Here is a 21,737-nt window from a genome sequence, read left to right as displayed (position 1 = left end):
TTAACAATATACTACGCTTTATAATCATTACTTATTTAGGTTCCAAGGATGAAGCACTCAATACTTAGCTATTTTTTATGTTACACCTGCTTATTATTTGCCTGTGTATTTAGTGCCCATAGTACTGCCAGTAACCGCTATTATGCTGATAACACCTTGGAGCCTATTCAAGGCTTTGCATGGGACTGGAGCGCCGGTACTGGTTATTATATTGAAGACTCTTACCTTATCGGCATGGACTCTTATGACGATGGTATTGAATTAGATCTCAGCCTTGCGGTTTCTTTTGATAACTTTTATCTCGATTATGACCATAACCAACTCAGCGGCGGCCTTGTTATAGGCTACAGTCTAATTAACAAATATAATTGGGAGCTCGATATAATCGGTGCTAACGCCCAAGCTGGGTTTGGTCAAAAAGGCTTGGGGTTTTATAACAATGGTGTGGTTGAGGAATTACGCGGCATTAAAAAGCGTAAGTATGACTTTAATACAGGCCTTAGATTTACCCACAGATTTGATGGCTCACAGGTTTCTATTGAATTTTTGCATGATATTTCAAACGCCCACAATGGCTGGGTATTTAATTCTTTTTTTAGCAAAATACAACCTTGGCGTAACTGGGAGTTTCGCTCAGGCATAGGCTTTAGTGCCTACTCTGCTGACTTTACTAACTATTATTTTGGTATTGAGCAAAGTGAAGTTACCTTGCTGCGTCCTGCCTATAAAACCAATGCCAGCAGCAGCATTATGCTTGAGTTTCATGCTGAGTACCCGCTTAACCAAGACTGGGTGTTTTTAGCCGGCTGGTTAACGACTTTATTTTCTAAAGAAATTGACGACAGCCCTATTATTTCTCAAGGGTACCAACACAAAGCCAAGCTAGGCGTGCGTTATGTATTTTAGACGCTGGTGTTATTTACTATTAGCTTACCCTGGCAGTTTACTCGCCGAGGTGCCCCAAGAGGTAACCGCACTTAGTGCAATACCTAATACCTGCGTGGCACTACGTGAAGGCCGCCACTGTTATACTGAAGTGGTTTTATCATGGCAGCAGCCCACAATAGGTAACTACTGCTTACGAGACGCTACCTCAAAATATATTATGCAATGTTGGCTTAAGCAGCAACACGGCGTTTTTAATTATGCATTTGACTCTGAGCAGAGCTTATCATTTGAATTATTTGATAGTAATACTGCAAAAGTCATAGCCACCACTGACGTAAAGTTACAGTGGGTTTATCAAAACAGGCAGAAAAAACGCCGTTGGCGATTGTTTTAATAAGGAAGTCTTATGGATAATTACGGTACTATTTTACTCGTTGAAGATGATATTTCTTTGGCACAATGGGTGGCTGAATATTTAACAGAGCAAGGCTATTGTGTACATGTTTGTCATCGCGGTGATGAAGTTGTTGGCCAAGTTAAAACCTTGAAACCGCAGTTAATACTACTTGACATTATGCTTCCTGGGTTAGACGGCATAAGCGTTTGTCGCGAGCTACGTAGCTTTTATCAAGCTCCTATTATTATGCTAACAGCTCGTGATGACGAAATGGATGAAGTGATTGGCTTAGAGGTAGGTGCCAGTGACTACATAATGAAACCGGTACGCCCTCGTGCATTACTAGCAAGAATAAAGTCAGCCCTTAGGCTCACCACCCAAAGCAGCCAATCTCATAAACAGCATAGTATTATTAATGTAGGGGCTTTGAGCATTAATAGTGAGTCGCGAAGCGTTAAACTTAACGATATCGATATAAATATATCTAGCGCTGAGTATTTATTGCTGCATTACTTAGCCAGTAACGCAGGGCAAGTTGTATCACGCGATGCGGTGTTTAAAGCAACCAAAGGACGCGAGTACGACGGCCTTGATAGAAGTGTTGATGTGCTTATTTCTGCGCTACGTAAAAAGTTTAATGACGATCCGCAAAACCCTGAAAAAATTAAAACAATTTGGGGACGAGGTTATTTACTCGTTGCCACTGCTTGGTAGCTACAAATGAAAAAGTTTTATATTGCACTGCTTAGCAGCGCACTGCTTTCGATTATTGTTTTAGGCTGGCTTATTGACGCTTTTAGTCAAAATACACACGCCCCTTTAGACGAATTTAGCATGCAAAGTAAAATGATTGCAGGGTTTAGCAAACAGCTTGCTACTCTCCCCCCTGCACAGCGCAGTAATTATGTTACAAAGTTAGCCAACGACTTTAGCCTGCCGCTTACCTATAAGCTAAACGACACTTTAGCGCTTAGCCCTGCCTTACTTATGCAAATGCAAACCCATGGTGGGTTAATTTTAGAGGGCGAACAGGGTTTTCATATGCTTTATAGCAACCAAGCATTAAGCCCTTATCATTTATCTATGCGCCTCGATAACTCATTTGAAGCAGAGCAACGCGACGATATTATTCTAACCTTATTATTTTACGCTGGGCTGTGTGTATTTATGGGCTTTATTATTTATCCCTTAGCCAAACGCTTGAGCGTGTTAAATGAAGCAGCTAAAAAATTTGCATCGGGTGATGTTAAAACTCGTATCAAAGTCTCTCATTTCACGTATATAAAAGATGTAGAGCTCACCTTTAACCGTATGGCGAGTCAAATAGAAAAGCTGGTTGCTGAAAATAAGCTAATGGCTTCGAGTTTATCCCATGACATTCGCACCCCCATAGCTTGCCTGCGATTTGGTTTAGATGCTGCAATAGATAGCAATGACATGCCAAAAGTGAAGCAATATTTAACCCGCATGGAAAATGACTTAGACCATATGGAGTCTATGCTAAAAAGCTACCTAGCCTTTGCCACGCTAGAACAAAATGCCAACCGCTTAACCTACTCTGCAACCCATATGCGCAGCTACTTTGAAGATATTTTAGCGCAGCTATCGCCTAAATTAGACTCCCACAAACTCAGTGTGCAACTTAATAGTAGTAACGATGTTATTTATGCCGACTTACATTGGCTTGCCAGAGCCGTTACTAATTTAATTAATAATGCCTGCGACTTTGCCCTGCAACATATTTATGTAAGTGCTACTGTCAATGAGCAACATATTATTATTACCGTAGAGGACGATGGCCCAGGCATAGCAGCTGAAAACTTTAGCAAAGTATTTAGCCCTTTTTTTCGCGAAAACAATCACCGCAATCGAGCTGATAAAAGTTATGGCCTCGGATTAGCAATTGTTGAAAAAGTAGCTGACTGGCATCACGGCCGTGTTTATGCAGGCAAAAGTAAGCAGTTAGGTGGAGCTTGTTTTACCCTGAAAATAGCTCTACAACACCCTAGTGTAAAGTAAAGGCTACACACTGTAAATTAACAATTATTAAACAATATCAAGCTGTTAATTTTTAGTTTTAAGTTACTTTATTAAAATCTATGTTCATAACACAGAGTTTAATAAAGTAATTGTGCTAGATCAGCAAATTAGCACTTTTTATTTTTTTACATTTCCAGTAGATTGTCTGCGCCGTCACAAAATAGAGAAGTACAATAATATGAGTGCAGTAAGAGGCGAGTTTAGCTCTCGCTTTGGTTTTATAATGGCCGCCGCAGGATCTGCTGTAGGTTTAGGTAACATTTGGGGTTTCCCTACACAAACCGCAAGTAATGGTGGTGCCGCATTTTTAATTGCGTATTTAGTACTGGCATTCTTTTTGGCTTATCCTGCTTTAATGGCGGAGTTAATGATTGGTCGTCATGGCCAAGCAAATGCGGTTTCTTCACTTAGAAAAATATCTAATAAACCTTGGCAAAAACATTTTTCTTTTGCGGTTGGTTTTGGCGGTATTTTATGTGCTGGCTTTATTTTAAGCTTTTATGCCATTGTTGCTGGTTGGATGCTAAGTGCAACAGTAGAACCTATTACAACATTAGTGGGCGCAAACTCTGCATCTGCTTGGCTAGGTGAACAGTCACTTAGCAGAAACATCATTTTCACTATGATCTTTATTGTACTAACCGTTGCTATTATTAGTCGTGGCGTTGAAAACGGAATCGAAAAATGGTCAAAACGTTTAATGCCTGCTTTGCTCAGCATTTTATTTGCGTTAATTATTTATGTAATGACCCAAGATGGCGCTATTGAAGGCTTAAAGGCGTATTTAGTACCCGATTTTTCATCTATTTTTGATGCTAACTTGTTAGTTAGTGCACTAGGGCAAGCATTCTTTTCATTATCACTAGGTACCAGTGTGATGATTATTTATGGCTCGTATATTAGTAAAAAAGAGAACTTAGTTTCGTTAGGTGCTTATGTCACGCTTATTGATGTATTTATTGCTTTTGTCGCAGGGTTATTAATCATTCCTGCTATGTATGTAGCACAAGCACAAGGGATTGAGATTTTCTCACCGACTACCGGAAAGCTCCTCTCTGAAGACACATTAGTATTTCAAGTATTACCTGCACTTTTTGATGGTATGGGTGGTATGGGGTTATTTGTTGGCTTTGCGTTTTTTGCGCTAATGAGCATTGCAGCACTCACCTCCTCTATTTCAATGCTCGAAGCGCCGGTATCTTATACGGTAGAACGCTTTGCAATGTCTCGCTTACAGGCCACTTGGGTAATTGGTGCATTAATCACTCTAGTGAGCATCACGATAGTGTGTAACTTAGAGTTACTGTTTGGCTTAGTGATCACCTTAACCACTAAAGTGGCACAGCCATTATTAGGTCTTATGTGTTGTATATACGTAGGCTGGATTTGGTCAAGAGGCTCATTACTAAAGGCCATTCAAGAAGGTAACCCTGAAGTACACAATACCTTATTTTGGAAAGTATGGCCTTGGTACACTAAGTTTGTATGCCCACTGGCGATAGGCCTGGTATTTTTACATTCATCATTAAGCTAAAGTTAGTTTCTGCTCTTAACAACAAAAAAGCCCACATTGTGGGCTTTTGTAATCAAGGTACTAGTTGTAAAACCATATCTTGATGAGCAATGCCATCTTCTAAATATTCAGCATTAATACTTTCAAATCCGAATGAGCGATAAAACTCCAGTAAGTACGTTTGCGCACCAATATAAATATCACGTTCTGGCCATTGGCTTTTACAGCAATTAATGGCCTCTGTAACCAATTGCTGAGCCAATCCTCTACCTCGTTCCTCTTTAGTGACTAACACGCGACCGATCGCACTGTATTTTGCGTTTTTTTCGTAGCATCGAGCATAAGCTTGTAGCGTATTATTTTTCACAGTGTAAATATGCAAGGTACTTGGTGCTATATCATTATCGTCAAGCTCTGGATAAGGGCACATTTGCTCAACTACAAATACCTCTACGCGCCCACGCATTATGGAGAATAAGGTTTGCGTATTGAGCGCAGTAAAAGTTTCACATTTAAACGCCATTGTAACTCCTGTCGTTGGCTCTAATAGACATAAAAGCCTATACTTTATTAGGGCTAGGCATAATAGCAGTAATGCAGCTAGGGGCTTAATTAACCGCTATGCTATATAATAAAATGGCTTAAAACAAAAACCCAGCATAAGCTGGGTTTTTGTTTTAAGTAATTATCTACCTTAGGTAAATAGTCGCTCTAACTGATCGCATAATTGCGAGAGATTTACATGGTCGTGCTCTATGGTTAAATCTACATAACCATCGCCTTTAAATGCTCTATCTAACTCAATTAACACATGGGTTTTATGTGCTTCTGGAATGAATGATAATTCAATTTCTTTCACTCCAAATAAACTGCGGCTATTAGGCTTGTATTCTAGCTCTTGATAACAACCAGACACTGATTGAAACGTTGATGCGCGCAAATGGCCTTTTTCAACATCAGCTTTAGTTAGGCTAAAGCCAAGCTTTTCCATGGCCTGCATACACGTTTTAACAGCTTCATTGGGGTACACATGTAAATGGTCTTTATCACTTGGATCAAGCGCTAAATCAATGTCCAGCCCAGTTTCAAGCCAAACATAAGATTGGTTATACCCTGCATTAATTTCAGTAATAGGTGTTTCTGAATGCAACCGTGCTTGAAAAGGAATCGTTTTAACTTCCCCTGGCTCTACCGTGCCTATATCTGTAATGCGCCACTGCTCTATAACGTGGTTGGTAAAATAGTCACCATCTTCATTTGATGCTTTAACTCGCGTCATTAATAGTAAATCTAACCCTGCAATTTCTTGGCTTACATCACCAGCTGTAATAACGATTTGCGCATTAAATAATTGCCCAGGCTGAAGGTGCTCTGTTTCTAAAATAGTGTCTACTTTGGCGGCACCAATACCAACCGATGCTAAAATCTTTTTAAACATATTTTTCTCCTTAAGCTGAGCGGCTCTATAATGTGCTCTAACTTAAACTTCGTCGTTAGCGCATCTTAACCACATTTAAATGCTCTTGTCAGTGAAAAACTACTATTTACATGCTGTTTACGATTAAATAAGTGTTAAATGTCCATTTTTCATACGCAACAGAGCAAGTATTTGATTAAACGGCGCTTAAGCCTAATCTTTTATGAAGGACTTATTGTATGAATAAAATGGTGAGTATTTGTATATTTATTTTCAATGGTATTGATTTTTCGTTACACTAAACCTCCCAATGAAGTGATATTTATAATTATGGAACTAATTTACTTTGCCGCCGCGTTTGTGTTTGGCTTTGCTGTTTATCAGCTAAAGCTCCCTCCTCTTATCGGTTTTTTACTTGCGGGATTCGCGCTTAATTTAGCGGGCTATAAAAGCACCGAATTACTCAACACCATTGCTACCTTAGGCGTTACGCTTTTATTATTTAGTATTGGTTTAAAGCTAAAAGTAAATAGTTTAATGAAACCACAAGTGTGGGCTTCTGCTACTTTACATATTATTTTGAGTAGTGCGTTATTTAGTGGCTTTATGCTATTACTTAGCCTATTTGCACTGCCATTATTTGTTGATTTGAGCTGGCAAAGCGCTTTATTAGTTGGCTTTGCATTGAGTTTTTCTAGTACCGTTTTTGCTGTTAAAGTGTTAGAAGAACGCGGTGAAATGGGCAGCTTACACGGAAAAGTAGCCATTGGTATTTTAGTTATGCAAGATATTTTTGCCGTGGTATTTTTAGCTATTAGCACAGGTAAAATCCCTAATATTTGGGCTTTGGTACTTATTATTTCACTGCCGCTAGTACGCCCTGTTATGGGGTGGATACTAAACCGCTCTAAACACGGCGAACTCCTGCCATTATTTGGGTTTTTCTTTGCACTTGTGGCTGGTTATCATGCATTTGAGCTAGTTGGTTTAAAAGGTGATTTAGGGGCACTAATAATAGGTATGATGATTGCGCCTCATAAAAAGGCCAGTGAACTTTCTAAGTCATTACTTAATTTAAAAGATATTTTATTGGTTGGCTTTTTCTTAACAATAGGTTTAAACGCAGAGCTTACCACCAGCTCATTACTTGCCGCGTTATTACTGGTGTTAGTATTACCAATCAAAACGTTTTTATATTATGTGCTAACAAACATGTTTAACTTACGTGCTCGCACCTCATTGCTAACCACTTTTAGTTTAGCTAATTATAGCGAGTTTGGTTTAATAGTTTGCGCTGTAGCCGCCTCTACAGGCATGATCACCTCTGAGTGGTTAGCCGTTATTGCAATTGCCGTATCAATTACTTTTATTATTGCATCCCCTTTAAATAAGCGCTCTAACGAAATTTACGCAAAAATAGAGCCTTGGCTACTAAAGTTTGAAAGTAAAACTCGTTTATCCGAAGAACTGCCTGTTAACCTTAACGACACTAAAATTGTTATATTTGGCATGGGCAGAATTGGCACAGGTGCTTATGAAACAATAAATGCTACGCACCCACAGCTAGTTGCAGGTATAGACATAAAGCCTGAAGTAGTTGATAAGCACATAAAACGCGGAAGAAATGTATTAATAGCAGATGCAACCGACCCTGACTTTTGGCAGCGCGTAAATCACTCTCGTGTTGAAATGGTCATGCTAACAATGCCACAGCATATGCAAAATATTTTTGCGTTAGAGCAATTAAAAGCATCGGGTTATAAAGGGCAAGTTACCGCTATTGCTAACTACCCTGATCAGCAAAAAGAGTTAGAAGAAATGGGTGTAAATTCTACCTATAACTTTTACTTAGAAGCTGGTAGTGGTTTTGCTGAGCACGTTAAACAAAAATTATTTTCGTAAAGCAGCACTAGTTTGAATTTACATTCTTTTACAAGCTAATTCTCTAACATAGAAAAAAGCAGGTAAACTAAAGACTATTGGTAAATATTAGCGCAAGCACCTGCCCCTAATTAGACTCCAGCTAACGAAGGGCTTACTAATAAAATATATTAATCCAGAGGGCCTGCTCCCTCGTTAAATAGGCTGTTACTTGCCCGTCACAGCCTATTTTATCTCTTTAATATACCTTACACTTAGCTATGTTTTATAAAACCTTTAAAGCCAATGGATCCTACACAGCTAAAAATTGCCGTTAATACTATTATGCCCTTTGGAAAGTACGCAGGCCGCCCTTTACTGCTTTTACCCGAGCCCTATTTAGTATGGTTTAAACAACAAGGGTTTCCCGACTCAAAGCTAGGCAGCCAACTAGCCATGATGTATGAGATAAAGCTCAATGGGCTAGAGCAAATGTTAATGCCATTACTAGAAAAGAAAAATAATTAAATTAAGAACTTTTTTATAAAGGGGCTGTCTATTACTTTGCTACTTGTTGATTTTGATTAAAACCCAAAAAAGCGCCCTTGTTAACAAGGGCGCTTTTTTATTGAGTGTTTTTTATCTGTGTACTTTTTATTTATGTACTTTTTATTTATGTATTAAAAGCTGCTATTTATTAATCGGTAAGCTGACAATAAATTTAGCTCCGCCTAAGCTTGAATCTTCAATTGTACACTGACCTTGATGCCAAGAAATAATTTTACTGACAATAGCCAATCCTAACCCAAACCCACCGGTTTTTTTATCTCTACTTTTATCCAATCGAGTAAATGGCTTAAATACGTTTTCACGCTCAACTTCAGCAATACCATTGCCATCATCTTCAACAATAAAAACTATATTATTAGCTTGCGCTAATAAGGTTATTTGCACACTATTATTGGCATGCTTTAAAGCATTACCTACCAAGTTTTGCATTATTCTCGCCATAAAGTGACTGTCGCAGCGGTAAATCAGTTCACTGGGTAATGTAGTGCTTAACTTTATTCGCGTATCAAAACTGAGTTTTTCAACCACCGTTTTAACCACTGCCACTAAATTACAATTGATCAGCTGTAAACTCGGTTGCTGTGAATCTAAACGTGCATACTCAAGCATTTCAGAAACCAGTGCCTCAAGTTCATTTATATCGACTTGCATATTAGCTAAGTATTTTTCGGCTTTATCATCGAGCATTCGGTCTTGAAGCATTGCAATGGCAAATTTTAACCGCGCCAGTGGCGTTCTAAATTCATGCGATACCGATGAGGTAAGCTCTTGCTGCGCGGTTAATAAAAACTCAATTCGCTGCTGCATCACTTGCAAGGTGCCCGTTATAGGTAAAAAAAATGATTTAGAGCTATCTGTTAATTGAAAGTCCTGTGAGCCACCTACCGCCTCGCATGCATTACGCAGCTTAGCAAAGTCTCGCCACAGTAAAAAACTCCACAAACCAACAGGAATGCCTACAATTACTAACAGCAATAAGTAGGGTAAAACAGAGGCAACGGGCTTGGCTGCCCCCCCTATAGGGCCAACCTGTAATAGTTGTGTGGCGTTAAGTTGAACATACCAAACTATGCGCTGTTGTTTATCATATAAATAAAGGTAGTGATTTTTTAATAGCTGAGCTTGTTGCTCGGCGGGTAATATTAAATCGCGCTGAGCAATCACTTGACTAGAAAAATGGTTTTTTAGCTTTGTAAGCCCATTAGGGGTTTGTGATAATAGCCACAAAGACTGGCCAAACTCATCGTCGAGTAGCACCTGCTGCTGCGATTCTTCATATGGCCAAAGCTGTTCAATTACCCCGCTGACAATAAATAACGAGACAATAATATACACATACAGGCTTATAAACAGCTTGCCCATTAACGCAGCTTAACACTAAGCATTAATTACATATCCCACGCGTCAGAAACAAATAAATAGCCTTGCCCCCAAACAGTTTTAATCCGATAAGGTTTGTCGCTGTTATCGCCCAGTTTTTTGCGAATTCTTGAAACGCGTACATCTACGGTGCGATCTAGGCCATCGTATTGTCGCCCTATCATATGTTGGTGCACATGTTCGCGGCTCAATACTTCTCCGGCATTTGATGCTAGTAGCCAAAGTAATTCAAATTCATGTGAGGTTAGGACTATTTCTGCGCCCGATAACTTAACAATACGGCTGGTTTTATCAATAAATAAGTCGCCAAACTGCAGCTCTTCGGTGGCTTTTAAGTTAGGTTGCCCACGGCGTAATAATGCGCTAATTCTTGCTAATAATACACGTGGCTCAGCCGGTTTAATAACATAGTCATCAGCGCCAAGCTCTAGCCCTATTACCTGATCAAAGTCTTCACCTTTGGCCGTTAACATTAAAATAGGAGTGGTGTATTTATCACGTACTTGTCTGCAAACACTAAAGCCATCTTTACCTGGCAGCATTACATCTAAAATAATCAGGTCGACGGGATTACTTTCAAGGTAAGTAAACACTTCATCACCACGATCTAGTACGTCGACTTCTAAGCCATTATGTTCGAGGTAATCTTTGGTTAATTGCTGTAAACCAAGATCATCTTCAACAAGTAATATTTTTGGCATTTACTACTCCTAAATTAAAAAAAGCTCCACGGTGAACGCAGCCGATACTGTTTTTTAGTATGGGCACTTTGTACTTCAACGAGTACGCTCGCAAGTGAGTCACCGGTGTGAGGATTGATCAGGGAGTATATGGTCTCCACCTGAACACGCGCTTTATAGCTAAACTGACCAGAACCTTGCTGTTGCCAGCATCGTATTTGCGTATTTTGTTGATACAAACACACATCTTTAACCGCTAACTGCTGCCATTTAAACTGCAAATTGAGATCGCAAAAATCATGCTGTTCAGAGACAACACAAACTTTGGGAGATACATCAAGAATTGTTTGCGCCACGCTAACGCCACTAAGTAGTGAAGAAATAAACACAAAAAAGATTAAATACTTCATATTAAAAAGTATGTTCAAATCCTATAAAGGCAGTCGTTGAATAATGACGTTCAAACAGCGGGCTACTATCCATAGCCGAATAGTCATAATATGCTAAATGAAAACGAAGAGCGTTGGCCTTGCTAAGGGGCCAGCGGGCATCGATTTTAGCATAAGGTTGCCAACTACTACCAACTACTATTTTACCTAACAGTGTTTCATCACTGTTTAAACCGTAATAATAGTCGTTTAATTGCGCAGACTTATAATTAACTCCCACAGTGGGCTTTAATTGCAAATTACCTACTTGCCCATGATACTGCCATTGTATTGCAGCTCGCCAACCATTATAAGCTGAGTTTACATCGTGCAATGCTTGCACGGATAACATCTGCTGCTCAGCTACAAAGGAGTAACTAATACCTGCATCTAAAACGAGCTTGCGCTTACTAATATTATTAATATTTATTTGTTGAGGCGAGGTATCTGTTTCTAACTGGGTAAATTGATTATTTGAACTAGCACTTTTTAGCGCAAATATATTTTGCGGGTGCCAATCAATAAAAAAACGCGACTCAGGGTTTAATTCTGTTACTAGGCTTAAGTTATGCTGTTGCGTTTGTTTAAACGAGTAGCCAACTCGGCCATTATCAAAAAACCACTGTTGGCCATAAAAGGCTATTTGAGGAATGATCACCAACGGAATATTATCTGCACCATATAATGGATTAGTTATTACTCCCGCCCCTATACTCATACTTAAATGCAGTTGCTCTGTAGATATATGTGCATCTACAGGCTCGTCACTTTGCGCTAATACCTGAGCATTAAACGAAAGAGAGATTAATAATATTATTATAAAATAAAACCGCATTGTGTTCATCGTACATATATAAAAAGGCCATTTATCCATAGTAGCAAGGTCATTGAGAACAAGCTCTAGGCAGTTACAATCATTAACAACTTTTATACAATTATGATTACTTTGCGGCTTATATACTTAGCCTAACAGCTCTATTGATAGGCAATAGAGGAGCGGTAGATTAAAGGCTTACGCTATCTGGGCTTTTATACTAAGAGCAACCTTAGTAAGTGTATTGCATTAAATTATTTTTTCACCCATATTTTGCGCTATATTCCACAAGGCACTTATAGCCGGGTCGTTTAATTCCTTATGTAATACTGCCAAGCCAATATCAATACCTTTAGGTGCATGTGTATTTGTTTGTAAAACGTGTACTTTGTCTTGTAGTGGGCTGTTATCTAAAACTATTTTAGGGATCATTGCTATACCAAAGCCAAGGCTCACCATAGATACCATCGCTTCGTGCCCCGCTACTTGTGCATAAATTTTTCCCTGAATATTATTTTTTCGCCACCATTGCTCCAAGCGCTGCCTAGCAAAACCTTGCTCTGGCACAATAAATTCAAGTTCTGACCAATCAATACTACTTGTATTACTAGCAAGCTTTTGCGTAATTGAGCACGCAATTTTAGGCGCAATAAATACCAGCGGCGAATAACCAATATCAACAAAGGCAATTTGTGCAGGTAACTTATTTGGCTTAGCAGCAATAGCCATAGATTCGTGGCCATCTAAAACACGGTTTATTGCCAGCGCAGGATCGCCGGTATTTAGGGTGATTTCTATATGCTGATGTTGAGCGCGTAACTGCTCTAAAATATGATGTAAAAAACTGTACGACGCGGTTACTGAACAATAAATACTCACGTTGCCATAAATATACTGCTGTGGCTCTTTTAGGTTCGCTTTAAAGCGCTGCCAATTAGCCAATGTGGATGTGGCGTAGTCAATAAATGCCAGCCCTTCGCGGGTTAATTTTACACTGCGGTTATCACGTAAAAATAGCATTACCCCCACTTCGCTTTCAAGCTGCTTAATATTACGGCTCAATGTCGGCGCACTTATATGACAAAGTTCACTGGCACGCGAAAAGTGCAATGTTTTTGCCAACGCTAAAAAGTAATTTAAATGCTTGTGATCCATAATCAACCCAGTGTTTCATATTATGAAACACTCTAATGCAAATATATCAGTTTACGCAAGAAAAGATTTTTCATATGGTTGAGTTAAGCAAAGCAACAGCAATGCATCTAACAAACTGAATCAATAGGACACTAACATGGCGAATTATTTTAATACCTTACCTTTACGCGAACAATTGGCGCAATTAGCCCAATGTGAATTTATGAACGCAGACGAGTTTACTGACGGCGTTGATGCTCTTAAAGGTAAAAAACTGGTTATTGTAGGCTGTGGCGCACAAGGCTTAAACCAAGGCTTAAACTTACGTGATTCTGGTTTAGATGTGTCGTATACGCTGCGTGACTCGGCCATTAGTGAACGTCGTCAATCATTTTTAAACGCGTCTGAAAATGGCTTTACTGTAGGCACTTACCAAGAACTAATTCCAACTGCCGACGTAGTATTAAATTTAACGCCTGATAAACAACATACTTCAGTGGTAAACGCAATTATGCCACTAATGAAACAAGGCTCAACCCTTGCCTACTCTCATGGCTTTAATATTGTTGAAGAAGGTATGCAAGTACGCGACGACATTACCGTTATTATGGTAGCACCTAAATGCCCAGGCTCTGAAGTGCGTGAAGAATACAAGCGTGGTTTTGGCGTACCAACTCTAATTGCTGTACACCCAGAAAACGACCCACAAGGGCATGGCTTAGCTCAAGCTAAAGCCTATGCTGCAGGTACTGGCGGCCACAGAGCCGGCGTACTTAAGTCGTCATTTATTGCTGAAGTAAAATCAGATTTAATGGGCGAGCAAACCATTTTATGTGGCATGTTACAAACCGGTTCTATTTTATGTTTTGATAAAATGATTGAAAAAGGCATTGATGCAGGTTACGCCTCAAAACTAATTCAATACGGCTGGGAAGTAATTACCGAAGCCCTTAAATACGGTGGCGTAACCAATATGCTTGACCGTCTTTCAAACCCAGCTAAAGTAAAAGCGTTTGAATTAAGCGAAGAACTAAAACAAATTATGCGTCCACTATATAACAAGCATCAAGATGACATCATCGATGGTACTTTTTCACGTACCATGATGGAAGACTGGAATAATGATGATGCAAACTTACTTAAATGGCGCGCAGAAACAGCCGAAACTCACTTTGAAAAAACCCCAGCGGGCAATGTTGAAATTGCTGAGCAAGAATTTTTTGATAACGGTATTTTAATGGTCGCTATGGTTAAAGCAGGCGTAGAGCTTGCATTTGAAACCATGACTGCCGCAGGCATTATTGCAGAGTCGGCTTATTATGAGTCATTACATGAAACGCCACTGATTGCTAATACCATTGCGCGTAAAAAGTTATTTGAAATGAACCGTACAATTTCGGACACGGCAGAATATGGTTGTTATTTATATAACCACGCATGTTTACCTTTGCTACAAGACTTTATGCAAAAAATTGACACCGACGTAATTGGTAAAGGCTTAGGTGAGCATAGTAATCAAGTAGACAACCAAACGCTAATTCAAATTAATACAGCATTACGTGAACACCCTGTTGAAAAAGTAGGCGCTACATTACGCGGTTACATGTCAGCAATGAAAAAAATAGTTTAATCCCAAGTTAATCTAAGTTTCACTTGTTAGAAACCAAGCCCACCTGCTTTTGCGGTGGGCTTTTTCGTACCTGTATGGCGCGCTATTCATCACTCGCTCAAAATATATAATGTGTTAAAATAATCACCTACTTGGTTCAGTTGTAAACAAAATTACCCTTATGATGATACAAAACCTTTCTATTACTCAAAAAATCACCGCTTTAGGCAGTGTTATAGCAATCTGTGTTGCCGCGCTCATAGGCTTAACATCGTTACATAACGCAGAGGATATCATCGAAAAGCGCATGATAGAGTCTGAACTTCCAAGCAAGTTACAAACTATTAGTAACCATATTGGTGGCGAAATAAACGAGCTTTTAGGCGCCGCAGAACAACTTTCTTCAAATGTATTTCTGATTGATTGGGCAAATTCAGCCACAGAGGACGACTCTCAACTTCTTAATGAGTTAAATAGATTAGTACAGCAGTACGATCTTGCTACTGCATCATGGGCAAATAGAGACACCGCACAATACTGGAACCAAAATGGCTTTTTACGCGTATTAAAAAACGATGCCGCAGATGGCTGGTTTTTCGCATTTAAACAGTCAAAGCGCCCTTATGACATTAGTATTTATCAAGAATCTGCTAACGATGTAAAAATGTTTATTAATCATCAGCAACCCAATGGTTTAGGTTTGGCAGGGCTTGCTAAAAGCATTACCGATATGCAAAAGCTACTGCAGCAATTTAAGATTGAGCAATCTGGATTTGTTTTTCTTGCCAATAAAAATGGCTTGATCCAGTTACACAAAGACGCCAATAAAGTGGCTAAAGTAAATATAGATGCCCTGTACGGCGAAAATATACATAATAAATTATTAAATAGTAATGGTTTTTCATTGGCAGAAATTAACTTAGCCGGTGAAGACACCCTGGTTGCTGCAACACCAATAAAAAATACTGACCTTTTTGTTGTAGCCCAAGTACCTAAAAGCGAAGTGTTTTCGAGTGTGAGTAAATTAGAATGGCAAATTTTAACCTTCACTATAATTATTGCCCTTATAGCGAGCTGTATTAGTTATTTGCTTGCTCGCTCATTGTCGTCGCCACTGTCGAAAATAGCCGAGCTATTCTCTCGTTTAGGCACAGGCGATGCTAATTTAGCATATAGACTTCCTTACTCTGCGCAACCTGAGCTAAATAATTTAACCGATGGTTTTAATCAATTCATCGAAAAAATAGACACAGCAATTAAACAAGTTGCCCATGAAAGCCATGGGATCCGCCAAAGCTCTGACCACGTGTTTGCGCAAGCAAAACATAACTCACAAGCAATTGATCAGCAAAAAGAGCAAACAATATCGGTTGCTGCCGCCATTAACGAAATGGGCGCAACAGTACAAGAAATAGCACAAAGTGCCGCCAACACCGCGAAGTTAACCAATAGTAGCCGTGAAAACACCAGTAAAAGCCATCAACAGGTACTGCAAAGCCAAACGACTATTGCAGCTCTTGCTAGCGACATAGATGGCATTACAGAGCAAGTAACCTTACTTTCTAAAAAAACGCTTGATATTGCTAGTATTGTTGACTCAATTAGAGGTATTTCTGAGCAAACAAACTTACTTGCGCTTAATGCTGCTATTGAATCTGCGCGTGCGGGCGAGCACGGTCGCGGTTTTGCTGTTGTTGCCGATGAAGTGCGAGCGCTGGCTAATCGTACCTCACAATCAACCACTGAAATTCAGTCGATGATTGAAGAATTAACCCAAATATCGAATGATGTTGTTACCGATATTAGTCAGTCCAAAAGTAAAGCTCAGCAAAGTGTAGGGGCAATGCAAAACTCAGTTGAGCTGCTTGATACAATTACTGAAACAGCAAATCAAATTAATGATATGGCAACCTTAATCGCAACAGCAACAGAGCAGCAAAGTAATGTAGTAGCCGATGTAGGACGTAATATTGAGCAAATTAGTGAAATTAGCGACAAGTCGATGAATGAGCAATTAAATACTGAGCAGGCTATTCGCGATTTAGCAAATAGCGCACAAACGCTTGCGTCACTTGTTGCCACTTTTGAGGCAAATCGCTAACTCATTTTTTGTAACATTTAAATTATACCTCTGAGTAAAATTACAACTACACTTAACTGGTAAGTAGTTTTGCTTAGAGGTGTTATATGAAAGCCACTCAACTTAAATATTATTTATCATTTAGCTTTATACTTTTTTTGTGTGCGTGTAGCTCACCGCCAAAGTTAGCGCTGCCGCAACTCATTGAGCCAGCAAACTTTAAGCTACAACAGATCGAAACTCCAGCAGAAATATTTAAATTAGATACCAGCTTAACGCGGCAATTAGATTCTCATTTAAACAGTCAAAATTCAGCCCAACATATTGCACAAGGCATATTTAGCTTTTTATTAAAAAATGGTGATGACTCACTTGCCTATCGCTCATCTGCCACTTTAACCGCTGCACAAAGCTATCAAAATCTAAACGCTAACTGTTTGTCATTATCTATATTAGCGTATAGCTTAGCGGAGCACTTAGGCTTAAAAGCGCAATTTCAAAAAGTACATATCCCTGAATATTGGGCACTTGATCAAGGCGTTAATTTATTAACCGGACACATAAATTTAAGCCTTAATAGCCAACCTCTAATAAAAGATGCTGGCACTTTATTTTACCAACGAGATCAGCGCTTAATTATCGACTTTGACTCTAACAGCCGACAAGCACGCTTTAAAACAACACGATTATCAAAAAATACTGTTACCGCTATGTTTTATAATAATAAAGGTGCTACTGCGCTAATAAATAAACAATATGAATTAGCCTATAGCTACTTTAATGCAGCAACTAAGGTAGCACCTAATTTTAGCGTTGCATGGGGGAACTTAGGTGTTTTATTTAAGCAATTTAACTATTTAAATGAAGCCGAGCAAGCTTATAATTACGCCCTTCATCTTGATAAAAACAACAACACAGCACAAGGTAATCTTGCTATGTTGTACTTACTTACAGAGCGAGAGATGCAAGGAACTCAAATACTTAATCAGCTTGATAAACAGCGCCAAAGTAATCCTTATTACCATATATCACTTGGTAATACCGAGTACGTACATAAATATTACGCTAAAGCACTCAAACACTTTAAAAAGGCCTATACATTATCCCCCACACTTCACGAAAGTCATTTTGGCTTGGCGCGAGTTTACTTTCAGTGGGGCGATACAAAGCAAGCAAAGTACCATTTGCGTAAAGCCGGAAAAAATGCTGATTTTTTACATGACAAAAAACGTTATGACGCAAAGTTAAAAGCGCTGCAATCATTAACCGCAAAGGTAGGTGCCCATTAAACAATTAACTGTCGTTATTATTTTTCTGCTTTTAAGCCCTTTTGTTAATAGTAAAACGGCGCAGCAGCTACTTATTGATGATTTATATTACTTAGCAGACCAGCAACTTGCAGGTAGAAAAACAGGTTCTCAAAGCGCAGAGCTTACAAGAAGCTATATAAAAAACAGATTAAGCCAAGTTAATAATAACGTGGTCGAGCAGCCATTTTGCTATAAATCGGGCCTATTTAGCCAAGCGTGTGGTATTAATATTATTAGTTCCAACATAGGTGCTCTAGAGGCAGTAACACAGGCAAGCGACCCATTACAAAAAGCCACTCGTATTATTATTACCGCACACTATGACCATTTAGGTAAACGTGGCGGAAAACTGCATCCTGGAGCAAATGATAATGCCACCGGTGTTGCTGCTTTAATTTATTTAGCAAGCGTATTTAATGATAAGCCACTGCCTTTTTCTCTTACCTTTGTAGCCACAGATGCAGAGGAAAACGGCTTACATGGCAGTAAATATTTTGCCAAAACACTGCTACCAAATAGCGTTATTATGAACATAAATTTAGACATGCTAGGGGTTAAAAAACGTCGTAGCAACTTATATGTATTAACCTCTAGAACGTTAAAAAACACCTTAAATAGTGTGTTTTTAGCCGTTGAAAATAATAATGTAAATTTAAAACCGGTTTACTCCGCAGCGCAAATGAGCAGATATATAAAATCTAAAAATATAAACTGGCATAAAGCGAGCGATCACTATTCGTTTGCAAGGCAAAAAATCCCTTATGTTTACTTTGGCATGGGCTACGACAGTGCCCATCATACAAGTAATGACACCGCCGAGAATATTAACAGCAAACTTTTTACTGATGCAGTGCTATTAATAGAAGCCTTTATTAACCAGCTTGCTAAAACACCACTCCCACTTAACCCGTCTTAAATGATGCTACATAGGCTTCTTTTTTAGCCCTAGATAATTTTTTCACTTGGTATTCTAATTTACTTGCTGCACTTTTATTGCCAACACTGTGCTGATGAATAAGTAAAAGTGGGCCTTTACCTTTAAGGTTTTTTGCACCATTACCCGCTTGGTGCGTAGCAAGACGTTGCTCAACATTGGTCGTTATACCCGTATACCAATGGCCGTAGCGGGTTTGTACTATATACAAATACCAGATAGATGGCTTTTTTAAGCAGCTCTGCTCACTGCATTTTAAACTTTTTTGATTATCAGTGGTCAAATCGCTACCTTAACTTAATGCCTTAACAAAAAACAATTGCTTAAAAGGGTTTTACCTTCAGTGACTAATCGGTATCATGCAGATTATAAAAAATAAGGATCACAACTAACAATGCAGTCGTTAAAAACTTTTTCTCTTTGGCTTATCGTTGCTTTAACGCTTAGTTCAGCAGCTGGGTGTTCTAGCTGGGTATACAGAATCAACATCCCTCAAGGTAACTTTTTAGAACAATCTGATGTTGATAAACTGCGTGTAAACATGACTCGTGAGCAAGTTATTTATGTATTAGGCAAGCCTATCGCCGAAAATGCATTTGATAATAACACTTGGCGTTATGTATATAGCTTTAATAAAGGCCGTAGTAACGAGCAGTACAAATCACTGGTTATTAACTTTGAAAATGAAAAGCTTGCTTCTATTTCAGGTGATTACGAACAGCCAGAAAACTTTACTACTCCACTCGAACAATAAGCACCCTCGCTTATAAAATTATAAAGGTGAGTTAAGCTCACCTTTATAATAGCTAAAACCTTATGCTATCGCTCTATAGGACGGCCACCGGTTACTTTATTTGCTCGCCCTTCTTCTTTCGCTTTTTCAGCTCGTTTTCTACGCGCATCTTTAGGATCGGCAATTAAAGGACGATAAATTTCAATTCTATCCCCCTCTTTTAGCTCTTGATTAGGCTTTACAGTTCTATTCCAAACACCGAGTGTTAGTGCTGTAGCATCTATTTCTGGGTGTTTTTCGATAATTCCTGATTGAATAACAGCTTGTTCTACCGTTGTTCCCTTAACAACTTCTATTGTTAAGCTTGTTGCTGTTTCGGGTAGTGCAAATACAACTTCAACATCAATCATACTCTCGCTCCATAAACCTGTTTCGCGCGCTGAGTAAACGCACTCACCATATTTTTTGCAACATCATTAAATATTTTACCAAACGCTAACTCAATCAACTTACTCGAAAACTCAAAGTCTAATTGTAACTCTACTTTGCAAGCATTTGCGTCAAGTTGTTGAAAGTGCCAACGCCCCTGCAACATTTTAAACGGACCATCTACAAGATTTAATACCACGGTTTGCTCATCAACAAAGGTATTTTCTGTGGTAAACCACTTTTTTATACCTGCTTTTGATATTTCTAAACTCGCGGTCATGCTATTATTGTGTTGCTTAATAATTTTTGAGTCTGAGCAATTAGGTAAAAACTGAGGATAGGCTTCTACATCATTAATAAGGTCAAACATCTCTTTAGTGCTGTACATAACCAGCGCACTTTTTTTTATTTGTGGCATACTCACTCCCAACTGTGTGGTGGAATTTTAGCAAGCTTTACGCGTTTCCCCAAACTTTCACGCTGCTTAAATTAATTACTAAGCTTTTAAATGCATTATTAAAAAATCGATGTAAAACATCTCGTATTACGTATAATATAGGGCACTATGGCTAAGAATAAATCATCAAAATCGACAAGCAATACCATCGCGCTTAACAAAAAAGCGCGACATGAGTATTTTTTACACGATAAGTTTGAAGCGGGTGTAGAGCTCCAAGGCTGGGAAGTAAAAAGCATCCGAGCTGGCAAAGTTAACATCACTGAAACTTATATCCATCTTAAAAACGGTGAAGCATTTTTATTAGGCGCCCAAATTCAGCCTCTTAACAGTGCATCTACCCATGTAATTTGTGATCCTTTACGTTATCGTAAGTTACTATTAAGCAGACGCGAGCTAGATCGCTTAGTAGGCGCGACTGAACGCGATGGCTATTCATTAATTGCTACTGCTATGTATTGGAAGAATTGCTGGGTGAAACTTGAGTTTCATTTAGCAAAAGGTAAAAAATTACACGACAAACGCGAAGACGGTAAAGATAAAGACTGGTCGCGTGAAAAAGAACGCTTAATGAAGCATAAAGCATAAATAAAAACGCCTAATTTATTAGGCGTTTTTTTATTTATTTTAAAATAATTTAACGCACAATTTTAAACCAAACTGCATAAATATACTGCAACTTAGTGGCTGTTAATAAAAGAATAAATTATTACAAAATAAGTGCTCACTAAACTATTTAATTCTTACCACTAATTGCAACGCAAGATTTATATTAAAACCCCGCTTTACGTCGAACTTCTATCTCCAAGTAAATAAAACACACTGACTATTTTACCAGCAACACCCAGACTAAAGTCACACCACACCGCAATTGCTAACACCTTTGTTACATGGTATTAATATGGAGGCTTTTTTAGCTACCAAATTCAACAAAACTAACAAGGACTTAAGGATGAAGCAATTTGCATTTACCCCTAGCTTAATTGCCTGACTCTTATACACAAATAAATTAGGCTTCAATTGAACTTTATTTATATCAGTCGATCAGATCAGTTATAACGAAA

Annotated in this window: 23 protein-coding genes; 13 read left to right on the top strand and 10 right to left on the bottom strand. The window is 38.7% G+C overall.

Going from position 1 to position 21,737, the window contains the following annotated elements; genetic code table 11:
* The first annotated feature begins 48 nt into the window (after positions 1 to 48).
* The 5 genes from J5X91_RS13055 (at position 49) to J5X91_RS13035 (ending at position 4,859) form a co-directional block, all read left to right on the top strand.
* Positions 49 to 906, top strand: a complete 858-nt coding sequence (locus tag J5X91_RS13055; RefSeq protein ID WP_086993499.1) for a MipA/OmpV family protein — start codon at positions 49 to 51, stop codon at positions 904 to 906.
* Positions 896 to 1,282 carry a DUF3019 domain-containing protein gene (locus J5X91_RS13050; protein ID WP_208834977.1) on the top strand — a complete coding sequence of 129 codons (387 nt, stop codon included), beginning with the start codon at positions 896 to 898 and terminating at the stop codon, positions 1,280 to 1,282. The genes J5X91_RS13055 and J5X91_RS13050 overlap by 11 nt, the downstream gene beginning before the upstream one ends.
* Positions 1,283 to 1,294: 12 nt before the next feature.
* A complete protein-coding gene (locus tag J5X91_RS13045; RefSeq protein WP_011327554.1) occupies positions 1,295 to 1,999 on the top strand; it encodes a response regulator transcription factor in 705 nt (234 codons plus the stop codon).
* A 6-nt stretch (positions 2,000 to 2,005) separates the two neighbouring features.
* Positions 2,006 to 3,304, top strand: a complete 1,299-nt coding sequence (locus J5X91_RS13040) for an ATP-binding protein (protein ID WP_011327553.1) — start codon at positions 2,006 to 2,008, stop codon at positions 3,302 to 3,304.
* Positions 3,305 to 3,503: 199 nt separating this feature from the next.
* Positions 3,504 to 4,859, top strand: a complete 1,356-nt coding sequence (locus J5X91_RS13035) for a sodium-dependent transporter (protein ID WP_208834976.1) — start codon at positions 3,504 to 3,506, stop codon at positions 4,857 to 4,859.
* 52 nt (positions 4,860 to 4,911) lie between these two features.
* Here the strand turns inward: J5X91_RS13035 and J5X91_RS13030 are convergent, their stop codons facing one another.
* Both J5X91_RS13030 and J5X91_RS13025 read right to left on the bottom strand, forming a co-directional pair.
* Positions 4,912 to 5,361 (bottom strand): GNAT family N-acetyltransferase, encoded by a 450-nt coding sequence (locus tag J5X91_RS13030; protein WP_086993505.1) that lies wholly within the window; start codon positions 5,359 to 5,361, stop codon positions 4,912 to 4,914.
* Between the two features lie 171 nt (positions 5,362 to 5,532).
* Entirely contained in the window at positions 5,533 to 6,276 is a 744-nt protein-coding gene (locus J5X91_RS13025) for a sporulation protein (protein ID WP_011327550.1), read from the bottom strand.
* A gap of 309 nt (positions 6,277 to 6,585) precedes the next feature.
* Between J5X91_RS13025 and J5X91_RS13020 the strand changes: the two genes are divergently transcribed.
* Together J5X91_RS13020 and J5X91_RS13015 are read left to right on the top strand one after the other, a co-directional pair.
* Entirely contained in the window at positions 6,586 to 8,157 is a 1,572-nt protein-coding gene (locus J5X91_RS13020; RefSeq protein WP_041454668.1) for a cation:proton antiporter family protein, read from the top strand.
* Between the two features lie 264 nt (positions 8,158 to 8,421).
* Complete coding sequence (locus J5X91_RS13015; protein WP_086993510.1) at positions 8,422 to 8,643, top strand: DUF3820 family protein; 222 nt, start codon at positions 8,422 to 8,424, stop codon at positions 8,641 to 8,643.
* Positions 8,644 to 8,805: 162 nt separating this feature from the next.
* On the opposite strand, the gene J5X91_RS13010 is transcribed toward J5X91_RS13015, so the two are convergent.
* From J5X91_RS13010 to ilvY, 5 genes are all read right to left on the bottom strand, one after another.
* Positions 8,806 to 10,047, bottom strand: a complete 1,242-nt coding sequence (locus tag J5X91_RS13010) for an ATP-binding protein (protein WP_208834975.1) — start codon at positions 10,045 to 10,047, stop codon at positions 8,806 to 8,808.
* Between the two features lie 26 nt (positions 10,048 to 10,073).
* On the bottom strand, positions 10,074 to 10,766 hold the full coding sequence (locus J5X91_RS13005) for a response regulator (RefSeq protein ID WP_011327546.1): 693 nt from the start codon (positions 10,764 to 10,766) through the stop codon (positions 10,074 to 10,076).
* A gap of 14 nt (positions 10,767 to 10,780) precedes the next feature.
* Positions 10,781 to 11,155 carry a DUF3019 domain-containing protein gene (locus J5X91_RS13000; protein ID WP_011327545.1) on the bottom strand — a complete coding sequence of 125 codons (375 nt, stop codon included), beginning with the start codon at positions 11,153 to 11,155 and terminating at the stop codon, positions 10,781 to 10,783.
* Position 11,156: 1 nt separating this feature from the next.
* Positions 11,157 to 12,008: a MipA/OmpV family protein gene (locus tag J5X91_RS12995; RefSeq protein WP_011327544.1), complete on the bottom strand. Its 852-nt coding sequence runs from the start codon at positions 12,006 to 12,008 to the stop codon at positions 11,157 to 11,159.
* A 228-nt stretch (positions 12,009 to 12,236) separates the two neighbouring features.
* Positions 12,237 to 13,142, bottom strand: a complete 906-nt coding sequence (gene ilvY, locus J5X91_RS12990) for an HTH-type transcriptional activator IlvY (protein ID WP_197181908.1) — start codon at positions 13,140 to 13,142, stop codon at positions 12,237 to 12,239.
* 136 nt (positions 13,143 to 13,278) lie between these two features.
* Between ilvY and ilvC the strand changes: the two genes are divergently transcribed.
* The 4 genes from ilvC (at position 13,279) to J5X91_RS12970 (ending at position 19,036) form a co-directional block, all read left to right on the top strand.
* On the top strand, positions 13,279 to 14,751 hold the full coding sequence (gene ilvC, locus J5X91_RS12985; RefSeq protein ID WP_011327542.1) for a ketol-acid reductoisomerase: 1,473 nt from the start codon (positions 13,279 to 13,281) through the stop codon (positions 14,749 to 14,751).
* Positions 14,752 to 14,911: 160 nt separating this feature from the next.
* Complete coding sequence (locus J5X91_RS12980; RefSeq protein WP_011327541.1) at positions 14,912 to 16,831, top strand: methyl-accepting chemotaxis protein; 1,920 nt, start codon at positions 14,912 to 14,914, stop codon at positions 16,829 to 16,831.
* An 86-nt stretch (positions 16,832 to 16,917) separates the two neighbouring features.
* The gene (locus J5X91_RS12975) at positions 16,918 to 18,099 is read left to right on the top strand and encodes a hypothetical protein (RefSeq protein ID WP_179808128.1); all 1,182 of its coding nucleotides are present in this window, start codon (positions 16,918 to 16,920) and stop codon (positions 18,097 to 18,099) included.
* Complete coding sequence (locus J5X91_RS12970) at positions 18,089 to 19,036, top strand: M20/M25/M40 family metallo-hydrolase (protein ID WP_208834974.1); 948 nt, start codon at positions 18,089 to 18,091, stop codon at positions 19,034 to 19,036. The genes J5X91_RS12975 and J5X91_RS12970 overlap by 11 nt, the downstream gene beginning before the upstream one ends.
* On the opposite strand, the gene J5X91_RS12965 is transcribed toward J5X91_RS12970, so the two are convergent.
* Positions 19,023 to 19,337, bottom strand: coding sequence for a GIY-YIG nuclease family protein (locus J5X91_RS12965; protein WP_011327538.1), 315 nt, complete (start codon positions 19,335 to 19,337; stop codon positions 19,023 to 19,025). The genes J5X91_RS12970 and J5X91_RS12965 overlap by 14 nt on opposite strands.
* Before the next feature lie 111 nt (positions 19,338 to 19,448).
* Between J5X91_RS12965 and J5X91_RS12960 the strand changes: the two genes are divergently transcribed.
* Positions 19,449 to 19,808: an outer membrane protein assembly factor BamE gene (locus tag J5X91_RS12960; RefSeq protein WP_011327537.1), complete on the top strand. Its 360-nt coding sequence runs from the start codon at positions 19,449 to 19,451 to the stop codon at positions 19,806 to 19,808.
* Between the two features lie 65 nt (positions 19,809 to 19,873).
* On the opposite strand, the gene J5X91_RS12955 is transcribed toward J5X91_RS12960, so the two are convergent.
* Both J5X91_RS12955 and J5X91_RS12950 read right to left on the bottom strand, forming a co-directional pair.
* Positions 19,874 to 20,197 (bottom strand): RnfH family protein, encoded by a 324-nt coding sequence (locus J5X91_RS12955; protein WP_011327536.1) that lies wholly within the window; start codon positions 20,195 to 20,197, stop codon positions 19,874 to 19,876.
* A complete protein-coding gene (locus J5X91_RS12950; RefSeq protein WP_011327535.1) occupies positions 20,194 to 20,634 on the bottom strand; it encodes a type II toxin-antitoxin system RatA family toxin in 441 nt (146 codons plus the stop codon). Before J5X91_RS12950 ends, J5X91_RS12955 begins: the two co-directional genes overlap by 4 nt.
* A gap of 147 nt (positions 20,635 to 20,781) precedes the next feature.
* Between J5X91_RS12950 and smpB the strand changes: the two genes are divergently transcribed.
* Positions 20,782 to 21,261, top strand: a complete 480-nt coding sequence (gene smpB, locus J5X91_RS12945) for an SsrA-binding protein SmpB (protein WP_011327534.1) — start codon at positions 20,782 to 20,784, stop codon at positions 21,259 to 21,261.
* Positions 21,262 to 21,737 lie beyond the last annotated feature (476 nt).

Origin of the sequence: Pseudoalteromonas sp. K222D, from assembly GCF_017653575.1 — a bacterium.
GTDB classification, from domain to species: Bacteria; Pseudomonadota; Gammaproteobacteria; order Enterobacterales; family Alteromonadaceae; genus Pseudoalteromonas; species Pseudoalteromonas nigrifaciens.
The sequence above is the reverse complement of the archived record's forward strand: the minus strand, read 5'-3'. Positions and strand labels throughout refer to the sequence as shown.